Below are 22,653 nucleotides of genomic sequence, written 5' to 3' on the forward strand. Positions count from 1 at the left end.
CACTCCCGCAGGCGAATCAAGTGGCCAGCCCTGGCCGTGACCGCGACGATGCGCGGTCGGTCATGGTCGACGGCAGCGTCCACGTGGGCTGCCGGGACCCAGCTCCGCAAGCCGCCGGATCTCGTCGACGACACCCGCTGCGCCCGGCAGTGCGGCGATCTGTGCGGCGACCTCGGCCGCCCCTGCGCGGAGGTCTCGATCCGACAGTGCGCGTGCTACCGCCCCGGGCAAGGCGGTCACCCCTTCTGGCCCACCTGGGAGGCTCAGGCCCGCGCCGAGAGCCGACACCGCATCGGCGTTCATCTGCTGGTCGGTGGTGAACAAGGGCAGCACGACCTGCGGGACCCCGGCGGACAGCGCCGACATCGTGGTCCCGAACCCGCCGTGGCCGACGACCACCGCAGCCAGCGCCATCACCTCGTCCTGCGGCCAGTACTGCTCCACGTGCGCGTTCGCCGGCGTATCGGACAACGCCAGCTCACCGGCATACCCGGTGGTCATGAGCACTCGGGCGGGAACGTCCGACAGGGCGCCGAGTGCTGCCGTGAAGACCTCGCTGAGGTGGCCCAGGCCAGCCGCGACCGTCCCGAAGGTGACATACACCAGGGGGGCGTCCGGGTCTCCCCAGGACGGGGGCAGGCTCCCACCACCCACCCGGCGTTCCGCGCGGAACCGGACCACGACACGGGCCGCCCCCTCGGCGCGTCCGGAGCCCGGGACAGCGTCGTCCATGCATTCGGGGACCATCGTGAACACCGGCGAACCGCCGGCCGCCCGGAGCAGGTGCCCGTGCTCGAGCCCGGACAACTCGTCGAGCTCAGCCAGTGGCTCCTCCACGTGGGCCCGACCCCAGTCCATCAGGGCCGCGACCCCGATCGCCACCTCCGCGTGCGGGATCCCTGCCGCTTCGGCGACGGCGAGCGAGCCGAACTCCGCCGACTCCCGAAGGACGACATCGGGCCGCCAGTCGTCCACAACCGCTCTCAAGGCGGGAAGGGCGGCCTGAGCGTCAAGCCGGCCGAACACCTCGGCCATGACGGTCCCGTTCGCGCGCTCCAGGGTCATCGCCGGGAGCGTCTCGAACACGGCCCCCATCGCCGCAGCGGGCGCGTCGGCAAACGGTGCGTGGCCCAGGCCGGCGCGTTCGACCGCACCCGCGAACGAGAGGGGGGCCGCGACCCGCACCTCGTGGCCGGCCGCGCTGCACGCCTGAGCCAAGAGCTTGAGCGGCCCGAAGTGGCCGTCGCCCGCCGTCGTCGAGCACAGCACTCGCATCGCTGAAGTCTCCCAGCCCGCTCCCGCACACGAAAGGGCAGCAGCGCCAGAGAGGGAGACTGTCACCGTGGTCGAAACTCTCAGGGCTGACGCGTCCGACGACGGACTCGCTGCCGCCCAAGAGGCGTACCTGGCCGAGCTCGCGGACGACGTCTCGATGTCGCTGCACGAACGCTTGCACGTCGGGTATGCCGTGTGCCCCGCTCGCGACGAGTGGCCGGGGAGCGCCGTCACCTGGCGGGAGGGGCGAGGCCTCCGCCCGACCCCCGGGCTGCTGATGGCGGCATCCCCGTCCTGCCCGCCCGACGAGAAACGCGTTGCGCGTGGTGGGCACAGGATGTCTGGTTGACAGACCACCCACCACGAGAAGGAAGTCCCGCGCATGTCGCTGCCCACCCCCACGCTGCACACCGCTCGACTCCGACTGCGTCCCTTCGACGACACGGATGCGAACGACATCTTCGCGCTGCAGAGCAACGCCTACGTCCTGCGCTACTGGGACTCTCCGCCCTGGAGCGAACGCGCACGCGCGGAGCAGTTCATCACGGCTTGCCGGCAGATGGCAGAGGAGGGCACCGGTGCTCGGCTGGCCGTGGATCGTGCCTCCGACGGGGCGTTCATCGGCTGGTGCACCCTGAGCCGGTGGAACCCGGCCTACCGCAGTGCGTCACTGGGCTACTGCTTCGATGCTGCAGCGTGGGGACACGGCTACGCGACGGAGGCCGCGGAGGCGTTGTTGCGGTGGGCCTTCGACACCGTGGACCTGAATCGCGTCCAGGCCGAGACCGACACTCGGAATGTGGCCTCGGCCCGGGTGCTGGAGAAGCTCGGGTTCGTGCGTGAAGGGACGTTGCGAGAAGACTGCGTCGTGAACGGCGAGGTCTCCGACTCGTGGGTCTTCGGGCTCATCAGGCGGGAGTGGCAGCCGTCGTCCGCGCAGGCTACTGCTCGCTGAGTCCTCGAAGGGGACGGCGGCCGCTGTGCGAGACTCGTGATGATGCAGGAGCGCACGGGTGACTTCGAGCTGACGATGGACGAGCTGCGGGCGGTTGCCGCGTATGCCGTGGCGTGCGCGAAGCCTGCACTCGTCATCTTCGAGAAGGCCAACCCCGATGACCGTCGCCCGGCTGCGGCGCTCGACGCCGCGCTGGTCTTCGCCGAGGGTGCGCCTCGGTCACGCCTCCAGCGGACGGCCGCGACCGACGCCCACCGCGCCGCCAAGGAGACTCCGAGCGAACCCGCCCGGCACGCGGCGAGCGCTGCCGGAGACGCGGCCGCAGCGGCATACCTCCATCCGTTGGCCAGGGCGACGCAGGTGCGTCACATCCTGGGGGCGGGCGCCCATGCCGCCCGCGCGGCCGAGCTCGCACGGGGCGATGACCCGGTGGTCGCGGAGTACGTGGTCACCGCCGCCGCCAAACGAGCCACGCCGGTCGTCCTCGACGTGCTGAGCCGCTACCCACGAGCGCCGAAGGGGCGCAGCCGGGTCGCGGTCCTCATGGAACGGCTCGACAGCCTGCTTCGAGACCCACCGCCGACGCCGCGCGTGGTCGACGACCCCGGGCCGTTCTTCCACGGGACGAAGGCCGACCTGCGTCCCGGTGACCTGCTCACGCCTGGCTGGCACTCGAACTACGGTTCGGGGCGTCAGGCCAACCACATCTACCTGACGGCGACGCGGGAGGGCGCACCGCTCGCCGCCGAGCTTGCCCGCGGCGAGGGCCCCGGGCGGGTGTACCGCGTCGAGCCGCTCGGCACGATCGAAGACGACCCCAACGTCACCGACAAGCGCTTCCCCGGCAACCCGACCCGCTCCTACCGGACGACCGAGCCGCTGCGGGTCATCGAGGAGATCACGGGCTGGGAGCGCCCACCGGCAGAGCGGATCCGGCACATGCGCGAGCGCATGGCAGAGCTCGCCGAGCTCGGGATCGAGGCGATGGACGACTGACTGGGTTGCCCACGCCGTCGAGGCTCCTCACGGCAGCCACAAGGTCGCCCGTGGCTGACACCCTCAGGACATGGCGTCAGTGACGCAGGGCCGCGGCCAGCTCTTCCGGGTCTTCGACGGTCACGGTTGCCGCAGGGTGGCGTAGGAAGCCGGTGGGCTCGATGGCGTGGACGGGCTCGAGGAACGAGATGCACAGTCCCTGCTGCGAGTTCGTCGCGAAGGTCACGCCGCGGTCGGTCAGCGACAGGTGGGCCGGACCGGCCGTGCGGATCCAGGAGTACCCGCGGGTCACCTGCGTGTGGGAGACGTTGGCGAGGGTCGTGTGGAGGCGCCACGACCCGAACCGGACCAGGAGCTTGTCGTCGGTGACGATGACCCGCGCCCGCTCCGGCGTCACCCCGAAGAGCAGCGCCGGCAGGCGGTAGCGGTCCTCGAAGGCGAACTCGAACTCGCGCATCACGAGCGGCTCGACGGACTCAGCGGGCCGGACGGGCGGTCGAGCAGACCCGCGACGCCACGCTGCTGTTCTCCGAGGTAGGCGTCGAGCGCGAGGAGCCCCGCGGTGGCGGCCGGGGTGGCCCATTGGAGGGTCTCCATCCGCCTGGCGAGCAGACGCGCCGTCCGTCCGGTCGTCGCATCCCTGTCCGCGCGCTGCGCGTCGCCCAACTCCGCGCCGAGGCGGTATGCCGCCGCGCTGGCAGCGATCGCCACCCCGGTGAGCGCCGTCTTGAGGACGACTGCGGCGGTGGTCGGCGGATGCGCGGCGACGCGACGCCGGTTGTCGGCCACGATGGCGATGCCGCTCAGCAGGTGCAGCCCGATCGCCGCCCCTTGGACGGGACCCCACCGGTGCCATCCCTCGTCGGCGATCTCGGCCTGCTGCTGCGCGTCGTCGCCCTTTCGCGCGGCCGGGTTGAGGGCCACGGCGCCCATGAGCGACCCACCGAACCAGGCCGCGTTCGTCAGCAGGTGCATGGTGCGAACAGTCGTGCTGTATGCCGTCATCCCGAACCTCCGGAGCGCGTGACGCGCCTCTGGTCGGGCGCATCGGGTGGTCAGGACCTCGCCGTACCCGCTTGCGGTCATGTCCCACCGGGAGGCAGCTCACGGGCTCGCCGGCTCGTGCACCTCTCCCGTCACGTGAACGCGGCGTTCGTTCTCGAACTCAGCGTTGTGCCAGTGAGTTCGAGAACGAAGACCGCGTTCACGTGGCGGCTCTGGCGCACGAGCGGGGCACGGTTGCGGAACCACGAGGACGGGTACTCCTCCTCAAGATGAGAAAGGCGGGTCAATGAGATCGTGGCGCACGTCGGAGGTCGGCGCGCTCTCCCGGGCTTACGCCTGGTTGGTCGTCAAGCTGCGGTTGCTGGTCGTGCTGGGCTGGGCGGCCGGCATCGTCGCCGCCGTCGCATGGCTGCCGGGGTCGGCACCCGACGCGGGGCTGAACGGGTTCGCGCCACCCAACAGCCGCGCCATCGCGACGGAGACCGCGTCCGCGAAGGCCTTCGGGTTCCCCATCCTGTCTCGCACCGTCATCGTGCAGCGCGATGCGCACGGCCTGTCACAGCCGGCGCAGCAGCGGGTGGTGGAGCGCGCGGTAGCGGTGGCCAAGGGCACCGCCGGTGATGTCGGCCCCATCGCTGGTGTCATCCCTGTCGCCAACACGAAGGGGGTCTTTCCGTCGTCGTCGGAGCAGGGCACCACGGCTCTGACCTACGTCTTCACCAAGCCGGGCACGAGCTTCGTCGAGGAGGTCGCTGCCGCGGGTCGGTTCGCGAACGAGCACATGAACCAACCGGACGACCACGTCGTCGGGGTGACGGGGACCGTGCCCGCGCAGCTGGCGCAGTCCGAGATCCTCTACGGACACCTGCCGTTGCTCGAGGGCGCCACGTTGCTCGTCATCATCGGGCTGGTCGCCTTCAGGTTCCGGTCCATCGTCGCCCCGCTGGTGGCGCTGGTGACCGCTGCGGCGTCGTACTTCCTGGCCGTCCGCGTCACCGACTATGTCGGCGGGTTCGTGCAGGGCGGGGTGCCCGAGCAGCTCAAACCGCTCGTGCTCGCGCTCGTGCTGGGCATCGTGACCGACTACGCCATCTTCTTCCTGTCGAGCATGCGCACCGGCCTGGACGACGGCCTCGACAGGCTGACGGCCGCAAAGATGTCGGCGGCCCAGACCGGACGGATCGTGTTGGTCGCCGGGATCGCGGTGGCTGCGGGCACCGCGTCGATGCTCGTCGCGCGGTCCGGCTTCTTCCGCGCCTTCGGTCCGGTGCTCTCGCTGTCGGTCCTGACCGCCGTCGCCGTCTCGGTCACCCTGTTGCCGGCTCTGCTCGCCATCTTCGGCCGCGCGCTGTTCTGGCCGACCCGTCGCGCCAAGGCGGACCGCTCGGCACCGGTGGCGCGCGCCGCTGCCCGGCTGCTCACGGTCAGGGTCGTGGCGCTCGTGCTGGCAGGGGCCTGTGTCGTCGGCCTCGCCGTCCTGGGCACCGGTGCGGACCGCCTGCGCCTCGGAGTGTCCTTCGTCGCCGCGCTCCCCTCCGACAGTCAGCCGCAGTCGGCCGCTCGAGCGGCGGCCTCGGGCTTCGCGCCCGGGATCGTCGCGCCGACCGAGCTGCTGCTGCAGGGCCGGGACGTCGGGAGTGACCCGCAGAAGCTCGCCCGCCTCGGCAGTGAGCTGCAGCACCAGCCGGGCGTCGCCGGCGTGGTGAGCCCCTCCGCGCTCCCGGACGAGCTGGCGCACGACGCGCTGGTGACCCGCTCAGGCGACGCGGCGCGCTTCCTCGTGATCCTCGAGCACGACCCGCTCGACGCCACGGCGATCAGCGACGTGGAGCACCTGTCGCTGTCCCTGCCCGGCCTGCTGCAGCGGGCCGGCATCGAGGGCGCTCACTACGGCCTGGCCGGCGACACCGCCGTCGCGGGCGAGCTCGTGGCCGCGACGAACGCCGACCTCCGGCGAATCGCGATCGCCGTGCTCGTCGTGAACCTCATCCTGCTCATGGTGTTCCTCCGTGCCGTCGTCGCGCCGGTCCTGCTGCTCGGCTGCAGCGTCCTTGCGCTGGCCGCCTCGCTCGGTTGCCTGTCGCTCGTGTTCCAGGACCGGCTCGGCCATGACGGGGTCGCGTTCTACGTGCCGTTCGCCGCCTCGGTGCTGCTCCTGTCCCTCGGCTCCGACTACAACATCTATGGGGTCGGCCACGTCTGGACCCGCGCCGACCACACTCCGCTCCGCAAAGCCATTGCGGAGCGGATTCCGGAGACGTCCGGAGCGATCACGGCCGCCGGCGTCACGCTGGCAGCCAGCTTCGCGATGCTTGCGCTGGTGCCCCTGCGGCAGTTCCGCGAGCTGGCCTTCGTCATGGGGCTCGGTGTGCTCATCGACGCCTTGGTCGTGCGCTCGGTCCTCGTGCCGGCCCTCCTCACGCTCCTCGGTCGCTTCAGCGCCTGGCCCCGAAGGCTCCGCGGCGCGGCGGTGACGCGACCGCCCGCGCGCCGACCCTCCACAGCCCCGGACCCGGGCACGTGACGTCACGGGGAGGGCACGCGGCCCCGGGGCTCGGCTGAGCAGCATACGAACCCGTCTTCCGTATGCCGCTCGAGCCGCGGGTGACCGCGTGCCGTCCCGTCGTCGCCCGCTCAGCGGCTGAGCCGGGCCTCCTCGTCCAGCCGCGCGAGCTTGAGCGGGTTTCGCATCGCGAAGATGCGGGTGATCCGGCCGTCGTCGACGGCCACGCTCACCACGGTGGTCCCGAACCTGGGCGTGTCGATCCGGGCCGCCGGCGCGCCGTTGAGCCACAGGGTGGTGATCTGCGCCCCGGCGACGACACGAGGGAAGACCGAGAGGTAGGCCGTCACCCGGTCGGCGCCCACGACCGGACGCCGCACCGCCTGCGCCACGCCACCACCATCGGCGACGAGGACGACGTCAGGGGCGAGCACGTCCATGAGGCCCTGCATGTCGCCAGTCGTCACCGCGGTCATGAACCGCTCGACCACCTGCTCCTGCTCCAGCCGGTCGACCTGCATCCGAGGCCGCCGAGCCGCCACGTGCTCACGCGCGCGATGGGCCACCTGACGCACAGCCGGCGTCCCCTTGCCGACCGCCTCCGCGATCTCGTCGTAGGGCAGGTCGAAGACCTCACGCAGCACGAACACCGCGCGCTCGGTCGGGCTGAGCGTCTCCAGGACGGTCAGCATCGCGATCGAGATGCTCTCGGCGAGCTCGACGTCCTCGGCGACGTCCGGGCCCGTGAGCAACGGCTCCGGCAGCCACTCACCGACGTAGTCCTCCCGACGACGGGCGAGCGTGCGCAGCCGGTTGAGCGCCTGCCTCGTGACGATCCGCACGAGGAAGGCCCGCGCGTCGCGCACGCCGGCCTGCCCCTCGTCGCCGAGGTCCGCCCACCGGAGCCACGTCTCCTGGACCACGTCCTCGGCGTCGGCAGCCGAGCCGAGCATCTCGTAGGCCACGGTGAAGAGCAGGCTCCGGTGGGCGAGGAACGGGTCCCGGCTCATGCCTCCGAGCGTACGGCGGCACGCTCGGCCATCGGCTTGAGCCCACAGGCCGAGGCGAAACCCTCCGACTCGATCCCCAGGGCCACGTTGGACCGCGTGGTCAGGTTGGCGTACCCGATCACACTCGTCAGCTCGACGAGGCCGGCCGCACCGAGCTGCTCCGACAGGCTTGCGACCATCTCGTCGGTCACCGTCGGCGGCGTCTGGCTCATCGCCTCGGCATACTCCAGCACCTCCCGCTCGAGCGGGGTGAACACGTCGGACTCGCGCCACCGCGGGATCTCCCGCGCTCGGTCCACGTCCAACCCGTGGTTGCCCGCCATGAAGTAGTTGAAGTCGAGGCACCACGAGCAGCCGACGAGCGAGGCGACGGCCATGTGCGCGAAGGACTTCAGGCCCTCGTCGCACTCGTCCCACTTCTGCAGCTTCTGGCCGTAGCCCATGCTGGCCTTGAGCACCGGGACGTGGTGCCACATGACGCCCAGCGACTCCGGCACTTGGCCGAACATCTTGGCGCTGAACTTCTTCACCATCGCGCCGTACAAGCCGGTGATCTCCTTCGGCGGGATCCTGGTGGTCATCGTTCCTCCTCGTGGAAGCGTCGGGGGGTGGTCTCTGGTCGAGTCGACATGAAGACACCGGTCGCGCCGCGGGTGTGACATCCCGGCGTCAGGGATCTCGAGCCGTGTCCAGGCGTGGCTGGGCGTTCCGCGACGGGGGCCCTTCGGCCTCGCCGGCGTCAGCGCCAGAGCTCGGCGAGCGGCTCGGCGAGCGCCCGGCCCTGCTCGTAGCCACCTCGTGCCGCTTGCACGCGCGTCGACGGGTCGAGCGCGTTGGCGTCGAAGACGTCACCCGCGCCGCTGTCCGGGAACACGGCCTCGACCCTGCTCCCGCCCGCGCGGAGCTCGTCGACCTGGCTCGCGAGGTCCATGCGCCACTCGAGCGGCATCCGCGTCCTTCCGCTGAAGGGCGACATCACGAGGACGCGCCCGTAGCCGGCGGCCAGGTCGGCGTTCTCGCTGCGTCGGTAGCCGCCGTTGAGGTACCGCTCCTCGCCGATGCGGTAGGGCGTCAGCGCCGAGGTGCTGGCGGCCACGGCGTCCACCATGTCGACCCCGCTGTGGCGGTCGAACACGACCGGTTCCCCGGTGCGGGCGTCGACAGCGGTGATGAGCACGCGCTGCTGCGGCCAGTCCCGACCAGGGAGGCGCGCCGCGACGACGTCGCGCCAGTGGCTTGCGGCCGCGCCATGAGAGGTATCGAGCTCGAGGGCCGCGGCGCCCATCCTGCGACGCATGTCGAACGCGTCGGCTGCCGCCGCGATGATCTCGTTCGACCACTCGAGGTAGCTCGGGCCGGAGACGCTGGGACCCGGCCTTCTCGCCGGCCCGGCCCCCCGGGACTGTGGCTGGCGCACCTCGGCGAGGACAGCGGCATACAGCTCGGTCGGCCGTGTGCTGCTGGTGATCTGGGCGGCCACCGTGGAGCCTGCCGACGTCCCGATGATGAGGTCGGCCTCGGTCACATCGACCCCGGCATCGCACAGGCCGGCGACCAGGCCGAGCTCCCACGCGTTGCCGGCCGCGCCGCCCCCAGCGAGGACCAGGGCTCTCTTGCGTGCGTTGGGCGTTGGTGCTGTGGCGTCGGCCTGCTGGTCGAGCCTCGGCCAGTTGCCGTGTCGAGGATCTTGCGGCACCGGTATGCCGTCGAAAGGTGTCGTCTCGCTGGTGTGCGGCGTCGAGGAAGGTGTCGGGTTCATGGGAGTCGCCTCTCGCGATAGCTGTCGGGCGCTCCCAGTGGCGACTACCTCAGTCGCGAGATCGTGGACGGCGGCGGAGCACCCACTGTGGACACTGCGTACATGGGTCTCACCTCCTGCCGGTAGATCACGATCACCACGACGCTAGCAGGCTGTGGAGGCGTCACGGCAATCGGCGCCAGGGCGTCCAGAGTCAGACACTCAGGGCTGGAAGACGAGGTTCCTCAGCCTGACCGGCAGTCCGCCGTCCAAGCGGGCTTCCGCATGCCAGGCGCTTCGTGGCGCGTGCTCAGATCAGTCCAGGCAGAACTCGTTGCCCTCGACGTCCTGCATCACCTGACACGACTCGTTGTGCTCGTCTGCCAGCAGGAGCTGCCCACGCACCGCGCCGAGCTCGACGAGCCGCGCACACTCGGACTCGAGCGCAGCCAGGCGCTCCTCGCCGACGAGCCCGGTGCCGACGCGCACGTCGAGGTGCACGCGGTTCTTGACGACCTTGCCTTCGGGAACGCGCTGGAAGAACAACCGCGGGCCCACGCCGTCGGGGTCGACGCAGGCGAAGGCCGAACCCTGCCGCTCCGGCGGCAGCTGCCTGTCGACGTCGTCCCAGCTCGCGAAGCCCTCCGGTGGCGGGGGCACGACGTACCCCAGCACCTCGCACCAGAACCGGGCGACACGCTCCGGCTCCGCGCAGTCGAACGTGACCTGGACCTGTCTCACCGACGTCATCGCCCCACCCTAGGGCGCGCAAACCGGCCATCGGCGTCCAAGCCTGCGGTCGGTACACGGCGGGAGCACGGTATGCCGTCCGGCACCGTGGGTTTGTGCGCCCGGCACCGCGGCTCGGCCTGCGGTGAGACGCTGGGGGCATGCGGTTCCGCAGCGCCGTGCTGTGCCTGCTCGCCGTCCTGACGAGCAGCGCCGCGTGCGCCGCTGGGCAGCCCGGGAAGGAGCCGACCGTGAGCGTCCAGCAGGTCATCGTCGTCAAGAGCACGGCATTCGCCGAAGGAGACTCGCTGGACTCGCAATTCACGTGCGATGGTGCCGGCAAGGTGCCCCCTCTGACGTGGTCAGGTGTGCCCGCCGGCGCCAAGGCGCTCGCGCTCGTCGTCGACGACCCCGATGCCCCCAGGGGGACCTTCACGCACTGGGTCGTTCTCGATATGCCGCCCGGCACCGCGGCGCTTGCGGCCCATGGTCTGCCGCGTGGCGCCGTGCAGTCGAAGAACTCCGGAGGCGGCACGGGCTACTACCCGCCGTGCCCGCCCAGCGGCATACACCGCTATCGCTTCAGCGTGTACGCGCTCGCCAAGCCGACCGAGCTCGCGGAGGGCACAGCGCTCGACCGGGCCCTGCGTGCGGTGGAGTCGAACGCGATGGCGCAGGGACGGCTGACCGGCGTCTACCAGCGCAAGCAGTGACGTCGGGAGGCGCCTCGTCCGGCGGCCGCGGCGCCTGAGCCAGAGGCGGGTGCGGGCCTCGCTCAAGGAGAGCCGACGGCTCCTCCGACGAGACTCCTTCTCAGGGAGCGACACGACGGCGAGAATGACGGGATGTTCATCTCCAGCGTCCCCGAAGAGGCTGCCGAGGGCGAGGTCGCCGAGTACTACCGGAAACAGCGCGCCGCCTGGGGCTTCCTCCCCAACTACGCCGCCGCGTTCTCGACCCGCCCTGATGTCGCGCAGGCGTGGAACGCCCTCAACACCGCCGTCCGTGACGGGATGGACCGGCGGCGCTTCGAGATCGCGACCATCGCCGCCGCGAGAGCCCTACGGTCCACCTACTGCACCGCGGCCCATTCGAAGTTCCTCCGTGATGTGTGCGGCGACGAGGCATCGATGGACTCCATCGTCCGGCACCCGGACGGGACCGCGCTCGACCCGCAGGACCGCGCGGTCTACGAGTTCGCCGCCAAGGTTGCCGCCGACGCAGCCTCGGTCGAGCAGCAGGATGTCGACCGTCTGCGCGACGCCGGGCTGAGCGACGCCGACATCGCCGACGTCGTGTTCGCGGCGTCGGCGCGGTGCTTCTTCACTGCGGTCCTCGACGGACTGGGGGCGCAGCTCGACCACCAGACGGCAGAGACGTTTGCACCGGACCAGCTCGCGTCGATGGTCGTCGGTCGCCCCGTCGCACACCCCTGAGATCCAGCAAGCCCGCCTCGACTGCCAGACGGACGGCAGCCTTGGGCTGTCGTCACCGGCCGGAGTCCCACCAGCCGAGCACCCGGGACGCCCGGAGCGTGTTCCAGCGGCTCGGGCGGCCATCGCCGTCCTCGAGCGGGAAGTGGACCGCGCCGGGGTGCGTGTTCTCGAGCAGCCACGTCCCGTCTGGCTGGCGCTTCGAGCGCACGAGCTCGATCGCCTCACCGAGCCGAGGGTCCCTGACGTCGGCCGCGCGGAAGTACTCGAGCCCGCGCAGGACGTCGTAGTGCCACCGCGTCGGGAACGAGAACGCGAGCCATTCGCTGACCGGCACCTCGCCCGTGCTCCTGCGGCGGAACAACGACCGCTCGAGCAGGTACTGCTCACCGCCGCGTCGAGCCGCGGCCACCTCTGCCGACCCGCCGGTCGCGCGCTCGTACTCGAGCAGGCCCTCGAGGACGCAGATCGTCGAGTCGAACGACGACACGGTCGCACCCATCTCGGTCCAGCAGTTCCAGCCGCCGTCGTCGAGCTGGTCGGCGAGGAGGCGCGTGACGATGCCGTCGACATCGGCTCCGAAGTAGGCGCCGAGGGTCACCGTGCGACCGTTGATGCAGGGCTCGACCTCACCGTCGAAGAACGGCAGGTCGTCGTACTCCCAGCGGCAGTTCGCAGTGACCAGCGCGGTCATCTCGCGCGCCGTTTCGGTGGTCGGGTCGAGCCCGTAGTCGTAGAGCTCCATCATGGCTGGCAGGGTCGAGGTCCACGGCTGGCTCCCGTCCTTCGGCGGTTCCCCGCGGCCGGGGAAGCACGCACCGCCCATCCACTGACCGTCCGGGTCACGAGCCGCGAGGAGCCGAGCCCCCCAGCCCTCGGTCGTCACCCGCGAGCGCTCGGCCGCAACGGCCTCGGCCGGGGCGTCCGTCAGGTCGCGCAGGACCTGCCACCGGATCGCCGGGTCCGAGTCGAGCAACCACTCGAGCGGAGGGGCCGCCTCCGGCTGCGGCCCGTCGATGCCGCTGTCCTTCGCGCGCTGATCAGCCATCCCATCAGGCTAGAGACCGGCACCGACCCCGTCGGGCCCGAAGCGCCACCCAGAATCGAGTCCAGATCACTGCGCCGGCGCCCGGAACGCGCCACCCACACGAGACACCCGATGGTGAGCGGACTCAGCCGTTGGCCGGAGTCGTCGCCACGGTGAAGGCCTCGCGGAACCGAGCCAACGCCAGCTCGCTGTCACCGGAGGCGAAGGCCTCGAGCCCGATCGGACCCGCATAACCCATCTCGGCCAGGGCCCGGGCGACCGCGGGATAGCTGATCTCGCCGGTCCCCGGCTCGCACCGGCCCGGCACGTCGGCAACCTGGATCTCGCCGATCCACGGCAGTGCCCGCCGGCACAGCTCGATGAGGTTCCCCTCCCCGATCTGCGCGTGGTAGAGGTCGAGCATCAGGCGCAGGTGCGGGCTGTCGACCGCATCGACGAGGGCGAGCGTGTCCGCCGCCTTGCCGAAGGGGACGCCCGGGTGGTCGACCTCGGTGTTGAGGTTCTCGAGGACGAACATGACGCCCTCCCGCTCCCCCAGTGCTGCGATCCGCTCGAGCGTCCGGGTGGCCGAGACCCATTCAGCCCCGGTCGGGTTCGGCAGCGGCCTGACCGGCAGACCCTGCCCGTCGAGGCCGGTCCCGTGCAGGTTGAGCCGCGGGATGCCGAGCCTGGCGGCGACGGGAATCGACCGTTCGGCGGTGGCCAGCAGCTCGTCGGCGCCGTCCGGCGTGACGAGGTCGCCGGTCACGTAGCCCGTCATCGACGAGAACGTGGCCCCGGTCGCGACGAGGGCGTCGATGTCGTGGCGCGTCCAGTCCCAGATCTCCACCTGGAACCCGAGCGCGTCGATCCGGCGGACCCGCTCGACGACGGGCAGGTCGGTGAAGACCATCTCGGCGCACACCGCGAGCGTGAAGGGCGTGCTCATCGGGCCACCTCCGTGACGCCCGCGACCCGCGCCGGCCGGTTCGTCTTCACGGACTCGATGCACGCGAGCGCGACGGCGAGCGCCCGACGCGCGTCGACGCCGGTCACCGACGGAGCCCGCCCCTCGCGGACCGCGGACACGAACTCGACGAACTCAGCGGCATACGCCTCGTGGAGCAGCTCCACGTCGACGCGCGCGGTGTCCTGCGAGAGGCCGCCCGACGTGTAGAGCCGCATGCTGCTGCGGGCCCCGTCGCCGGCCGTCACCATCCCGCGCGAGCCGAACACCTCGCCGCGGACGTCATAGCCGTATGCCGCTGAGAAGCTCGCTTCCGCGACGGCTCGGGCGCCGTTGTCGAAGGTGATGACGACGACCGCGGTGTCGAGCAGGCCCTGGTCCTTGAAGTCCGGCGCGACGAGCGCATCGGCCGTCGCGTAGACCTCGACGGGCTCGGCTCCTGGGTTGAGCCAGAGCAGCGTGTCGAAGTCGTGGATGAGCGTGAGGAGGAAGACCGTCCACGGCGGGACGGCGGCCGGGTTGGCCAGGCCGGGGTCGCGGGTGACCGACCGCATGAGCTGGACGCTGCCGATCGCGCCGGAGGTGACGGCGTCGTGGGCGGCGCGGAAGCCCCGGTCGAAGCGGCGGTTGAAGCCGACCTGGAGGATGACACCCGCATCCTCGGCGGCCCGGACGGCCCGGTCCGCGTCCTCGAGCGAGAGCGACATGGGCTTCTCGCAGAAGATCGCCTTGCCGGCCCGGGCGGCCGCGACGATGAGGTCGGCGTGGGCCTCGGATGACGCCGCGATGACGACGGCCTGGATGTCCGGGTCGGCGATGAGCGCCAGCGGGTCGGTGAAGGCGCGGGCGCCGAGCTCGGCGGCGAGCGCCTCAGCCGACTCAGGGCGCGGGTCCGCGACGGCTGCGAGCCGGGCGCCGGGGACGCGCTCGGCGATGAGGCGGGCGTGTGAGGTGCCGATGCGTCCGGCGCCGATGAGGCCGACGGAGATCGTCTCGTCCATGAGAGATCCTTTCGTGGGAACTAGAGCGCTCTAGTATCGGCACGTCGTCTCGTTCAGGTCAAGGGTTGCCTGGGGGTTTGTGGAGCGCTCTAGTTATGCTGGCGCCCATGGCGAACCGCGCGGTGACGATGGAGGACGTGGCGGCCCGGGCCGGCGTGTCCCGGGCGCTGGTCTCGATCGTGTTCCGCGGCGCACCGGGTGCGGCCGAGTCGACCCGTCAGCGGGTCCTCGCAGCGGCGCGTGAGCTCGACTACCAGCCCGACACCCGCGCGAGCCGGCTCGGTCGCTCGCGGACGCGCACCCGGACGCTCGGGGTCGTCTTCGGCGTTGGCCACGACTTCCACGGGGACGTCATCGACGCCATCTACGCGTCCGCCGGGCCGGCCGACTACGAGGTGGTCCTCAGCGGGGTGACGCGGCACCGGTCGGAGGACGTCGCGGTGCGGACCCTGCTCGCGGAGAAGTGCGAGGCGCTGCTCCTGCTCGGCAGCGGTCTGCCCGCGAAGGAGATGGTCCGGCTCGCTGTGACCGTGCCGGTCGTCAGCCTGCTCAGGCCCGTCCGGGCGGCCGGGGTGGACGTCGTCCGGACCGACGACGCGGGCGGCCTGGCCCAGGCGGTGGCCCATCTCGGCGAGCTGGGGCACCGGCGGATCGCTCACCTCGACGGTGGCCGGAACGCCGGCGCGGCCGAACGTCGCCGGGGCTTCCGGACGGCGGTCCGGCGGCTCGGCGTGGAGGCCGAGGGAGTCGAGCTCGCCGGCGGCCTCACCGAGGAGGACGGGGCCGCTGCCGCGCTCGAGCTCCTCGCCCTGCCCGGGCCGCGACCCACCGCGGTGACCGCGTTCAACGACCGGTGCGCGCTGGGGGTCATGGACGTCGTGCGGCGCCACGGGGTGCGGGTGCCGGAGGACCTGTCGGTCGTGGGTTTCGACGACATCGAGCAGGCCGCCTATCGACACGTCTCCCTGACGACGATCCGCCAGGACGTCGAGGCCCTCGGAGCGGCCGCGATCGAGCGGGTGCGGGCCCGGCTCGACGCCGGGGACGAGAGCACGCGGGATGTCGTCGTCCCACCGACCCTGGTCGCCCGAGAGTCCACCGCACGCCTCGACATCGGGCCCTGATACGCCCGTTCGATGTCTTCCACGGTCTGATCCGACCGTGGAAGACATCGAACCGGAAGGGAGAGGAAGAGGGCAGAGGGTCAGCCGCGGCCGGCCCAGCTGATCTCCCACGTCGTGTTGTCACCGTGCTGCTGCGTCCAGAAGGTCCGCCACGTGGAGGTCATCGGCTCCGGGACCTTGGCGCCGAGCAGGCCCGCCACAGTCGGGTCGCCGTCGGAGACGTGGATGCCGGTGATCTCGTTGTCGCCGTCGTTGTATGCCGGACCGCTCGTCGCGTCGAACGTCGCCGACGCGTCGCGCCCCTCCGCGAGGAACCGCACCGGCTGCGGGGCCTGGCCCTGCAGGATCGCACGGTCGCCGCTCGCGCCGCGCTCCGGCAGGTGGAAGACGTAGCCGGAGTCGAGGGCGTTGCGCTGAGCGTGCAGGCCGTCGCCCGCGTCCTCGACGACGAGCAGGTCGTCGGCGGTGGCGAAGGTGATGTTGTCGAACCCGGTGTGCGCCTCGTCACCGGGTGCGGCGATCGAGATGCGGCCGGTGTTCGCGCTCGCGCTCGACTGCGAGATGCGGAAGACGCCGCCGTAGGCACCCGGGAGCGTGCTCTTCGCGCTCGTGTCGCCGGTCTCCGTGAAGTAGAACTCGCGGAAGTCGGTGCCGGGACGGAACACCCCGTTCTCGGGACGCTTGAGCGGGGTCGCACCCGCCGCCTTCGCCGCGGCCGTCGCACCGAACGCCTCGTCCGTCCCGGTGTGGATCGTGATCCACGCCGTCGCGAACGACGTGCCGTACGTGTGCAGCTGCGTGATGAACTCGTCCGACGGGTTCGCCTGCAGCTCAGCCGCGGTCGCGGGCGACCCGGTGGGCCGGGTGATCTGCAGCGCCTGGAGCGCGCCGCCCTTCGTCAGGTCGGTCCGGTCGGTCGGGACGAACCGGTAGAGGTAGCTGTTCGGCACCTTGCCGCCGTTCGCGCCGGCACCACCGATGTCCTCGACGAGCCAGACGTTGCCGTCCTTGTCGTTCTGGACGCCCTCGTAGCCGCCGGACCCGAGCGCCGGCAGGCGGACCGCCTTGCCGTCGACGGCGTCACCGTTCGCGTCGAGGCTGACCCCGAAGACGCCGCCCTTGGGCGAGCTCGACTCGGCCGTGAGGAGCAGCTGCTTGGTGAAAGGGTTCCACGTGATGCCGTCGATCGTCGGGTAGGCCTTGCCGTCCGGGTCGACGTCGGAGATGAGCGTGACCCGCTTCGCGGGGTCCGTCTCGTCGAGGTTGATCCGCGTGACGTAGCCTCGCGGGCCGATCTCGTGACCCTGGTAGAGGTAGTGCTTGCCGCCGAAGACGAGGTAGACGTTCTTGTCGGGCTCGGTCTTGTGGGCCTCGTTCGCCGACTGGGTCAGTGGCGCGCCGTCGAGGGTGTTGTAGCCGTAGTGCGTGACGCCGTTCGCGACGTCGGGGTTCGTCAGGGGCAGCGCCCCCCACGCGACGGACGTCTGGGTCGCGGACGCGGTCAGGACGTTGTTCTGAACGCCGAACCTGGGGTTGGCGCTCGGCACGCCGACGACCCGGAAGCCGTCGTCGGCCTGCGCGGGAGCGCTCGCCAGGGCGAACGCGACGGCCGCCGCGAGCGTGCCGACGAGGCCCGCCTTCGTCAGGGTGGAACTGTTCACGTGAGACGCCTCTCGTACGAGTGGGAGGACCCGATCCGGTCCTCCTCGAACGAGATCCACCCTGTCGACGCCGAGCGAGGTCCGAGGAACGCCGAGGTGAACGGCTGACGAGGACTCGCCCCCGCCCGGGTGAAGACCCCGCCGACGTGGACGCGCGCGAATGCCGCTGAGCCCCGCTCAGCGGCATACCGCTCGCTCCCCGAGGTGGCCGGGTCGCGGGCACCCGGGGACGGTCACTCGATGGCGTACCCGGCGATCAGGGAGGTGAGGCGCGCGGTGTCGGCGTCGCTCCAGTCCGGTGGCTGCGAGACGTCGGCCCACGCGGCCGGCATCGTGGACCCGTAGTTGTGGCCCTGGCCGTCGGGGACGCTGACCCCGACGAACTGGTCGACGGTGACCTGCAGGAAGGTGAGGACCGGGTACCAGTGCATCTCGGGTGTCCGGCCCGCGCCAGGGGCCTCGGCGAGCCAGTCCGGGCGACGGTTGAGCAGCTCCGGGCTCCACCAGACGACGGGGTCGTTGGCGTGCTGGAGGTAGGCGACCCGCGGCGCGTCCCAGGGCCCAGCCGGCTTCTCGAGATCTCCGGCGACGCCCGCGAACCGGATCGTCGTGCCCCGGTCCACGACCGGCTGCCACTCCGGGGACCCGGCGTCGCGGTCGGCGACGACCGTCGACCACGGCTCCGAGAAGTTCGGGGAGCCGACGAAGACGGCGCCCTGGGTCCGGGCGGAGATGTCGGCGGCCGACGTGAACGCCGACTGGCTCGAGAAGGACCCGAGCGAGAGCCCGTACGCGAGCAGCTTGGGGCGGGTGGCCTCCGGCAGCGTCGACCACGTCGCGTAGACGGCGTCGAAGAGCTCGCGCCCGGCCTCACGGGCCCGGTCGACGTCGACGAGGGTGGAGATCCAGCTCGGCAGGTAGGAGTACTGGATGGTGACGATCGCGGAGTCGCCGTTCCACTCGTACTCGAGCGAGTCGGTCGCCTGGGGTTCCAGCCACCCGGTGCCGGTGCTCCCGGCGACCACGAGGACCTTGCGGCTGAACGCGCCGGTGCGGGTCAGCTCGCGGACGGCGGCCTCGGCCCGCTCGTGCGCGGTCGGTGCCGAGTCGAGGCCGACGTAGACGCGGATCGGGGTCTTCGCCGGCCGTCCGGAGAACTGCTCGAGCGTGGCGGCGTCGGGCCCCCGACCCACGAAGCTGCGGCCCTGGATCCCGAGCGAGTCCCACGCGACCGTCGACGCGCTCGAGCCGGAACGTTCGGGAGCGAGCGGCTGGGTGACCCCGGGGGCCGTCCCGGCGTTCGTCCCGGCGTAGAGCGTGTCCATCGCGGAGACGAAGCCCGTGAAGAGCAGCCCGGTTACGAGCGTGTAGATGATCAACGCGACGGCCAACGCACCGATCGCGGCCGCCACCCCGGCGGGAACGAACCGTCCGACTCTGCGGGCGATCCACCTGGCCGCCCGGCGCAGGCCACGGCAGAGCATGACCGTAGCGACAGCGACCGGGAGGGCAACGAGCGCGACTACGAACGCGGTCAGCAGGCCCTCGTCGGGCATCCCCACGAGGGTGCGCACGTCGTTCTGCCACCGGACCCCGAGTAGCAGGAAGAGCACCGCCGCCAGGGGTGCGACGACGGCGAGACCGCGCCACGCCCAACGCCGGACCTCTGCCCGCGGTGTCCGGACCTGGGTCTTGCGCACGAGCCAGCTGACGAGCACCCCGACGCCGTAGCCCAGGGCCGCGCCGAGGCCGGCGATGACCCCTTCGAAGAGCCAGGGTCGGGGCAGCAGCGAGGGGGTCAGGGCCGCCCCGAAGCCCGCCACCGCGAGCAGCAGGCCGGCGAAGTTCGGCCGACCGAGGGCACGGAGGCGGCTCGCTCGGCTGCGGCCTCGTCGCGTCTCCGGCGGCTCGGGAGGCTCGGCGGCCGGGGCGGGTTCCGACGTCGTCCGGGAGGTCGTCACCTCGCCACCGTAGGACCGGCCGGCGCTCGTGTCCTGAAGACGGCCAAGGTCCCGGGAGCCGATCCAGCTCGTCCGCCGCCCCTCCGCCTCCGGTTCGATGTTTTCCGGAGTCGTATACGACTCCGGAAAACATCGAACCGGAGGCGGAGCCCGGAGGGAGGACGGAAGGTCAGCGGGCGAGGCGAGCGGCGACGAGGTCCATCACGCGCATCGTCGCGATCGTGTCGGCGAGGGGGCGCAGTGGAGACTCCGTGTCCCCCGCGCTGATCCGGCGCGCCGCCTCCGCGGCCTCCCAGTGCAGACCGGCGTGGCCGATCCGCGGCTCGTCGTAGCGGAGCACCCGCCCGTCGTGCGTGGCGAGCGTGAAGCCGCCGGGCTGGTAGAACGGCCCGTCGAACGTCAGCGTCGCCTGGGAGCCGACGATGGCCGCCGCCGTCGGGGACGTGCCGAGCAGGGATGTGTGCAGGGCGGCGACCCCGCCGGACGCCGTCCGCAGGACGATCGCGGTCTGCGCGTCGACCCGGCTCGGGCTCAGATCGGCCGGGGCGACCGTGCCGACCGCCGCGACCTCGGCGGGCTCGCCGAGCACCCAGGTGGCGAGGGCGACGGGATAGGTCCCGAGGTCGTACATCGGCCCGCCCGACAGATCCGCCCGCAGGATCCGGTGGTCGGGCTCGAAGTGCTCGCCGAGATCGGCGAGCACGGTCCGCACCGTCCCCAGCGCGCCGGACTCGAGCAGCTGCCGGACGACGTCGAACTTCGGCAGGAAGAGCGTCCACAGCGCCTCCATGAGGAACAGCCCTCGGTCCGCCGCCAGCCCGGCGAGCTCGCGGCACTGGTCGGCATCGAGGCCCATCGGCTTCTCGACGACCACGGGCTTGCCGGCCTCGAGCGCGAGCCGCGCGTGCTCGTGGTGGAGGTGGTGCGGTGTCGCCACGTAGACGACGTCCACCGCCGGGTCCGCGACCAGCGCCGCATAGGAGCCGTATGCCGCCGGCTCCCGTTCCAGCCCCACCGGACCTTCCAGCGCGCCCACGAACGACTCCGCCGTGGCGAGCGAACGGGACCCGACGGCATACACCTGCTGGCGGGTGTGGGCGAGCAGGGACGCGGCGAAGCGAGCGGCGATCCAGCCGGTTCCGAGGATCCCCCACCGCAGCGGCGGGGCGGCCATCGGGTCGGGCGTGCGCGGCTCGGGCAGCGACGACGGGAACATCAGGTCTCCTCGGTCGCGGGGGGAAGTGTGGAGGGTTGTGGCCCTCATGGGGGCCACAACCCTCCACGCCCTGTTGAGAGGGTCAGGCGTAGAAGGCCGGCTTGGCGATCATCTCGACCTTGACGACGCCGTCGTCGGTGAGCGCCTTGACGCCCGCGTCGCAGACGCACGCGGCGGCATACCCGTCCCACGACGTCGATCCCGTGTGCTCACCGCGCGACACCGCACTGATCCACTCCTGCACCTCGGTGACGAACGCCCCCCAGAAGCGGTCGTTGTGGTCGCGGGCGATCGAGTTGCGGTGGCCGGAGCCGTCGCGGACCTCGATGGCGTTCTGGTCGGCGAGGCTGACCGTGCCCTTCTCGGCGACGGCCTCGCAGCGGATGTCGTAGCCGAACTGGCAGTTGACGAAGATCTCGTCGTCGACGCGCACGCCCGACTCGGTCTCGAGGATGAGGACGAGCGGGTCCTGGAGGTGCTCGAAGCGCAGCGAGGTCTTCTTCGGCTTGTCGACGCGGGCCGAGACGAACTCCTCGCCGAGCAGCCAGCGCATCGTGTCGACCTCGTGGATCGCGGTGTCGTTGATGGCCATGTCCCACGTGTAGTGGTCGGGCACGGTCGGGTTGCGGTGGGCGCAGTGGACCATGAGCGTCTCGCCGAGCTCGCCCGAGTCGAGCAGCGCCTTCATCTGGCGGTAGCTCCTGTCGAAGCGCCGCATGAAGCCCACCGTCACGAGGCGACGGCCGCCGGCCTGTTCGGCCTCCATGATGCGCAGCGCGGCCTCGGCGGTCGGCGTCAGCGGCTTCTCGCAGAAGACCGGCTTGCCGGCCGCGATGGCGGCCAGCACGTCCACCTCGTGGGCCGGCCCGTAGCTGCAGATCATGACCGCGTCGACATCGTCGGAGCCGATGAGGCTCGCAGAGTCGGGGTGGGCGGTCGCGCCGATCCGGCCGGCAACCTCCTTCGCGCGCACCTCGTCGACGTCGGACACGGCGACGACGCGGCCTCCGGCGATGACGCTGTGGATGCGGTCGATGTGCGCCTGCCCCATGCCTCCGGGGCCGATCATGCCGATGCGTACGGTCATGTGGGGTGACTCCTTCGTCACTTGAGGCCGAGGCCGATGGATGCGAGGTACTCGCGGGTCTGGATGGCGTTGGGCAGCGGGTAGGACGGGTCGCAGGGGTACATGTCCTGCTCGCACACCACGTAGAGCTCCTTGTCGAGGTCGGCGAGCGCCTCGATGAGCGAGGGCATGTCGGGCGCGCCGGCGGGCGGGGCGACCGAGCAGCCCTTGGCGACAGCAAGGCCGAAGGGCCAGTCCTCGTCGTGCGCCTGCTTCACGAGGCCCTCGTCCATCGCCTTGATGTGGACGTACGAGATGCGCTCGGGGTACGTGCGGCAGAGCTCCATCGGGTCGCCGCCGCCGTAGACGATGTGGCCGGTGTCGAGACAGAAGCCGACGTAGTCGGGGTCGGTCGCCTGGAAGATCCGGTCGATGTCCTCCGGCGTCTCGATGTGGCTGTCACCGTGCGGGTGGAGCACCATCTGGAGGCCGTAGTCCTCCTTCATGATCCGCCCGAGCCGGTCGGCGTTGGCGATGTAGGTGTTCCACGCCTCCGTCGACAGCACGCGGTCGTCGGTGTAGTCCCACGTCTTCTCGTCGCGGAACATCGGCGGCAGGTGGACGACGTACTCCGCCCCGACGGCCGCGTGCGTCTCGGCGATGGCGCGGAAGGTCTTCTCCGTGTCGGCCCAGGCCTCCGGCTTGTGCAGGATCCCCCAGCCGGTGCCGGCGACGACGCGGAAGCCGCGCTTGTCCATCTCCTCCTGCAGGCGCTTCGGGTCCTTCGGGAAGTAGCCGAAGGGGCCCGTCTCCATGACCGAGAAGCCGGCCTCGGCCATCTCGTCGAGGGCGGTCTCCCAGTGGATCTGCTTGTCGTCCTCGGGGAACCACACGCCCCATTGGTCGGGACAGACCCCGATCGTCAGCTTGCTGTAGCGCGGGTCGGTGTTACGGGCCTTGGCGTCGGCCATCTGCTCTGTTCCTCT

At 71.3% G+C, this 22,653-nt stretch carries 21 protein-coding genes and 1 pseudogene; 7 read left to right on the forward strand and 15 right to left on the reverse strand.

Annotated elements, in window-relative coordinates; genetic code table 11:
- Window positions 1-60: 60 nt before the first annotated feature.
- Window positions 61-1,275: a glycosyltransferase gene (locus tag N865_RS07900; protein ID WP_169735719.1), complete on the reverse strand. Its 1,215-nt coding sequence runs from the start codon at window positions 1,273-1,275 to the stop codon at window positions 61-63.
- Between the two features lie 382 nt (window positions 1,276-1,657).
- On the opposite strand from N865_RS07900, the gene N865_RS07910 reads away from it, so the two are divergent.
- The 3 genes and pseudogenes from N865_RS07910 (at window position 1,658) to arr (ending at window position 3,226) form a co-directional block, all read left to right on the forward strand.
- Complete coding sequence (locus N865_RS07910; RefSeq protein WP_034803769.1) at window positions 1,658-2,230, forward strand: GNAT family N-acetyltransferase; 573 nt, start codon at window positions 1,658-1,660, stop codon at window positions 2,228-2,230.
- Between the two features lie 75 nt (window positions 2,231-2,305).
- Window positions 2,306-2,656: pseudogene (locus N865_RS23900) on the forward strand (putative immunity protein); the annotation flags it as partial.
- A 117-nt stretch (window positions 2,657-2,773) separates the two neighbouring features.
- A complete protein-coding gene (arr, locus tag N865_RS23905) occupies window positions 2,774-3,226 on the forward strand; it encodes an NAD(+)--rifampin ADP-ribosyltransferase (protein ID WP_245603707.1) in 453 nt (150 codons plus the stop codon).
- Window positions 3,227-3,302: 76 nt separating this feature from the next.
- Here arr and N865_RS07920 read toward each other — a convergent pair whose 3' ends face one another.
- Window positions 3,303-3,683: a hypothetical protein gene (locus N865_RS07920; RefSeq protein ID WP_051510338.1), complete on the reverse strand. Its 381-nt coding sequence runs from the start codon at window positions 3,681-3,683 to the stop codon at window positions 3,303-3,305.
- Window positions 3,683-4,201 carry a hypothetical protein gene (locus tag N865_RS07925; protein ID WP_245603705.1) on the reverse strand — a complete coding sequence of 173 codons (519 nt, stop codon included), beginning with the start codon at window positions 4,199-4,201 and terminating at the stop codon, window positions 3,683-3,685. The genes N865_RS07920 and N865_RS07925 overlap by 1 nt, the downstream gene beginning before the upstream one ends.
- 316 nt (window positions 4,202-4,517) lie before the next feature.
- Between N865_RS07925 and N865_RS07930 the strand changes: the two genes are divergently transcribed.
- Complete coding sequence (locus N865_RS07930) at window positions 4,518-6,755, forward strand: MMPL family transporter (protein ID WP_051510333.1); 2,238 nt, start codon at window positions 4,518-4,520, stop codon at window positions 6,753-6,755.
- A gap of 110 nt (window positions 6,756-6,865) precedes the next feature.
- Here the strand turns inward: N865_RS07930 and N865_RS07935 are convergent, their stop codons facing one another.
- The 4 genes from N865_RS07935 to N865_RS07950 form a co-directional block, all read right to left on the reverse strand.
- Complete coding sequence (locus N865_RS07935; protein WP_034803775.1) at window positions 6,866-7,744, reverse strand: RNA polymerase sigma-70 factor; 879 nt, start codon at window positions 7,742-7,744, stop codon at window positions 6,866-6,868.
- Complete coding sequence (locus N865_RS07940) at window positions 7,741-8,325, reverse strand: carboxymuconolactone decarboxylase family protein (protein ID WP_034803778.1); 585 nt, start codon at window positions 8,323-8,325, stop codon at window positions 7,741-7,743. Before N865_RS07940 ends, N865_RS07935 begins: the two co-directional genes overlap by 4 nt.
- Before the next feature lie 158 nt (window positions 8,326-8,483).
- A complete protein-coding gene (locus N865_RS07945) occupies window positions 8,484-9,503 on the reverse strand; it encodes a patatin-like phospholipase family protein (RefSeq protein WP_034803780.1) in 1,020 nt (339 codons plus the stop codon).
- 294 nt (window positions 9,504-9,797) lie between these two features.
- Window positions 9,798-10,232, reverse strand: a complete 435-nt coding sequence (locus N865_RS07950; protein ID WP_034803782.1) for a VOC family protein — start codon at window positions 10,230-10,232, stop codon at window positions 9,798-9,800.
- A gap of 140 nt (window positions 10,233-10,372) precedes the next feature.
- Here N865_RS07950 and N865_RS07955 point away from each other — a divergent pair, with 140 nt between their 5' ends.
- A complete protein-coding gene (locus N865_RS07955; protein ID WP_051510334.1) occupies window positions 10,373-10,924 on the forward strand; it encodes a YbhB/YbcL family Raf kinase inhibitor-like protein in 552 nt (183 codons plus the stop codon).
- A gap of 132 nt (window positions 10,925-11,056) precedes the next feature.
- Window positions 11,057-11,647, forward strand: coding sequence for a carboxymuconolactone decarboxylase family protein (locus N865_RS07960; RefSeq protein ID WP_034803784.1), 591 nt, complete (start codon window positions 11,057-11,059; stop codon window positions 11,645-11,647).
- 52 nt (window positions 11,648-11,699) lie between these two features.
- Here N865_RS07960 and N865_RS07965 read toward each other — a convergent pair whose 3' ends face one another.
- The 3 genes from N865_RS07965 to N865_RS07975 all read right to left on the reverse strand — a co-directional run bounded on the left by N865_RS07965 (window position 11,700) and on the right by N865_RS07975 (window position 14,639).
- The gene (locus N865_RS07965; RefSeq protein WP_245603706.1) at window positions 11,700-12,692 is read right to left on the reverse strand and encodes a hypothetical protein; all 993 of its coding nucleotides are present in this window, start codon (window positions 12,690-12,692) and stop codon (window positions 11,700-11,702) included.
- Between the two features lie 124 nt (window positions 12,693-12,816).
- Entirely contained in the window at window positions 12,817-13,620 is an 804-nt protein-coding gene (locus N865_RS07970; protein WP_034803787.1) for a TIM barrel protein, read from the reverse strand.
- Window positions 13,617-14,639, reverse strand: coding sequence for a Gfo/Idh/MocA family oxidoreductase (locus N865_RS07975; RefSeq protein WP_034803789.1), 1,023 nt, complete (start codon window positions 14,637-14,639; stop codon window positions 13,617-13,619). The genes N865_RS07970 and N865_RS07975 overlap by 4 nt, the downstream gene beginning before the upstream one ends.
- Window positions 14,640-14,746: 107 nt before the next feature.
- On the opposite strand from N865_RS07975, the gene N865_RS07980 reads away from it, so the two are divergent.
- Window positions 14,747-15,763, forward strand: coding sequence for a LacI family DNA-binding transcriptional regulator (locus tag N865_RS07980; RefSeq protein WP_084328059.1), 1,017 nt, complete (start codon window positions 14,747-14,749; stop codon window positions 15,761-15,763).
- Between the two features lie 80 nt (window positions 15,764-15,843).
- On the opposite strand, the gene N865_RS07985 is transcribed toward N865_RS07980, so the two are convergent.
- From N865_RS07985 to N865_RS08005, 5 genes are all read right to left on the reverse strand, one after another.
- Window positions 15,844-17,424 carry an alkaline phosphatase PhoX gene (locus N865_RS07985; RefSeq protein ID WP_051510335.1) on the reverse strand — a complete coding sequence of 527 codons (1,581 nt, stop codon included), beginning with the start codon at window positions 17,422-17,424 and terminating at the stop codon, window positions 15,844-15,846.
- A 233-nt stretch (window positions 17,425-17,657) separates the two neighbouring features.
- Entirely contained in the window at window positions 17,658-19,385 is a 1,728-nt protein-coding gene (locus tag N865_RS07990; protein ID WP_051510336.1) for an alpha/beta hydrolase, read from the reverse strand.
- A gap of 169 nt (window positions 19,386-19,554) precedes the next feature.
- Window positions 19,555-20,601 carry a Gfo/Idh/MocA family protein gene (locus N865_RS07995; protein WP_034803794.1) on the reverse strand — a complete coding sequence of 349 codons (1,047 nt, stop codon included), beginning with the start codon at window positions 20,599-20,601 and terminating at the stop codon, window positions 19,555-19,557.
- An 82-nt stretch (window positions 20,602-20,683) separates the two neighbouring features.
- Complete coding sequence (locus N865_RS08000) at window positions 20,684-21,688, reverse strand: Gfo/Idh/MocA family protein (RefSeq protein ID WP_034803797.1); 1,005 nt, start codon at window positions 21,686-21,688, stop codon at window positions 20,684-20,686.
- Between the two features lie 17 nt (window positions 21,689-21,705).
- Window positions 21,706-22,638, reverse strand: a complete 933-nt coding sequence (locus tag N865_RS08005; protein WP_034803800.1) for a TIM barrel protein — start codon at window positions 22,636-22,638, stop codon at window positions 21,706-21,708.
- Window positions 22,639-22,653 lie beyond the last annotated feature (15 nt).

The sequence above is a fragment of the Intrasporangium oryzae NRRL B-24470 genome, assembly GCF_000576595.1.
GTDB classification, from domain to species: Bacteria; Actinomycetota; Actinomycetes; order Actinomycetales; family Dermatophilaceae; genus Intrasporangium_C; species Intrasporangium_C oryzae.

Bases quoted from the DNA above. Each gene is read 5' to 3' on its own strand.
- N865_RS07975 (WP_034803789.1), bottom strand. From the start codon at position 14,639: ATGGACGAGACGATCTCCGTCGGCCTCATCGGCGCCGGACGCATCGGC.
- N865_RS07955 (WP_051510334.1), top strand. From the start codon at position 10,373: ATGCGGTTCCGCAGCGCCGTGCTGTGCCTGCTCGCCGTCCTGACGAGC.
- N865_RS07930 (WP_051510333.1), top strand. From the start codon at position 4,518: ATGAGATCGTGGCGCACGTCGGAGGTCGGCGCGCTCTCCCGGGCTTAC.
- N865_RS07945 (WP_034803780.1), bottom strand. From the start codon at position 9,503: ATGAACCCGACACCTTCCTCGACGCCGCACACCAGCGAGACGACACCT.
- N865_RS08000 (WP_034803797.1), bottom strand. From the start codon at position 21,688: ATGACCGTACGCATCGGCATGATCGGCCCCGGAGGCATGGGGCAGGCG.
- N865_RS08005 (WP_034803800.1), bottom strand. From the start codon at position 22,638: ATGGCCGACGCCAAGGCCCGTAACACCGACCCGCGCTACAGCAAGCTG.
- N865_RS07920 (WP_051510338.1), bottom strand. From the start codon at position 3,683: ATGCGCGAGTTCGAGTTCGCCTTCGAGGACCGCTACCGCCTGCCGGCG.
- arr (WP_245603707.1), top strand. From the start codon at position 2,774: ATGGAACGGCTCGACAGCCTGCTTCGAGACCCACCGCCGACGCCGCGC.
- N865_RS07910 (WP_034803769.1), top strand. From the start codon at position 1,658: ATGTCGCTGCCCACCCCCACGCTGCACACCGCTCGACTCCGACTGCGT.
- N865_RS07965 (WP_245603706.1), bottom strand. From the start codon at position 12,692: ATGGCTGATCAGCGCGCGAAGGACAGCGGCATCGACGGGCCGCAGCCG.
- N865_RS07950 (WP_034803782.1), bottom strand. From the start codon at position 10,232: ATGACGTCGGTGAGACAGGTCCAGGTCACGTTCGACTGCGCGGAGCCG.
- N865_RS07940 (WP_034803778.1), bottom strand. From the start codon at position 8,325: ATGACCACCAGGATCCCGCCGAAGGAGATCACCGGCTTGTACGGCGCG.
- N865_RS07900 (WP_169735719.1), bottom strand. From the start codon at position 1,275: ATGCGAGTGCTGTGCTCGACGACGGCGGGCGACGGCCACTTCGGGCCG.
- N865_RS07960 (WP_034803784.1), top strand. From the start codon at position 11,057: ATGTTCATCTCCAGCGTCCCCGAAGAGGCTGCCGAGGGCGAGGTCGCC.
- N865_RS07925 (WP_245603705.1), bottom strand. From the start codon at position 4,201: ATGCACCTGCTGACGAACGCGGCCTGGTTCGGTGGGTCGCTCATGGGC.
- N865_RS07935 (WP_034803775.1), bottom strand. From the start codon at position 7,744: ATGAGCCGGGACCCGTTCCTCGCCCACCGGAGCCTGCTCTTCACCGTG.
- N865_RS07970 (WP_034803787.1), bottom strand. From the start codon at position 13,620: ATGAGCACGCCCTTCACGCTCGCGGTGTGCGCCGAGATGGTCTTCACC.
- N865_RS07995 (WP_034803794.1), bottom strand. From the start codon at position 20,601: ATGTTCCCGTCGTCGCTGCCCGAGCCGCGCACGCCCGACCCGATGGCC.
- N865_RS07980 (WP_084328059.1), top strand. From the start codon at position 14,747: ATGGCGAACCGCGCGGTGACGATGGAGGACGTGGCGGCCCGGGCCGGC.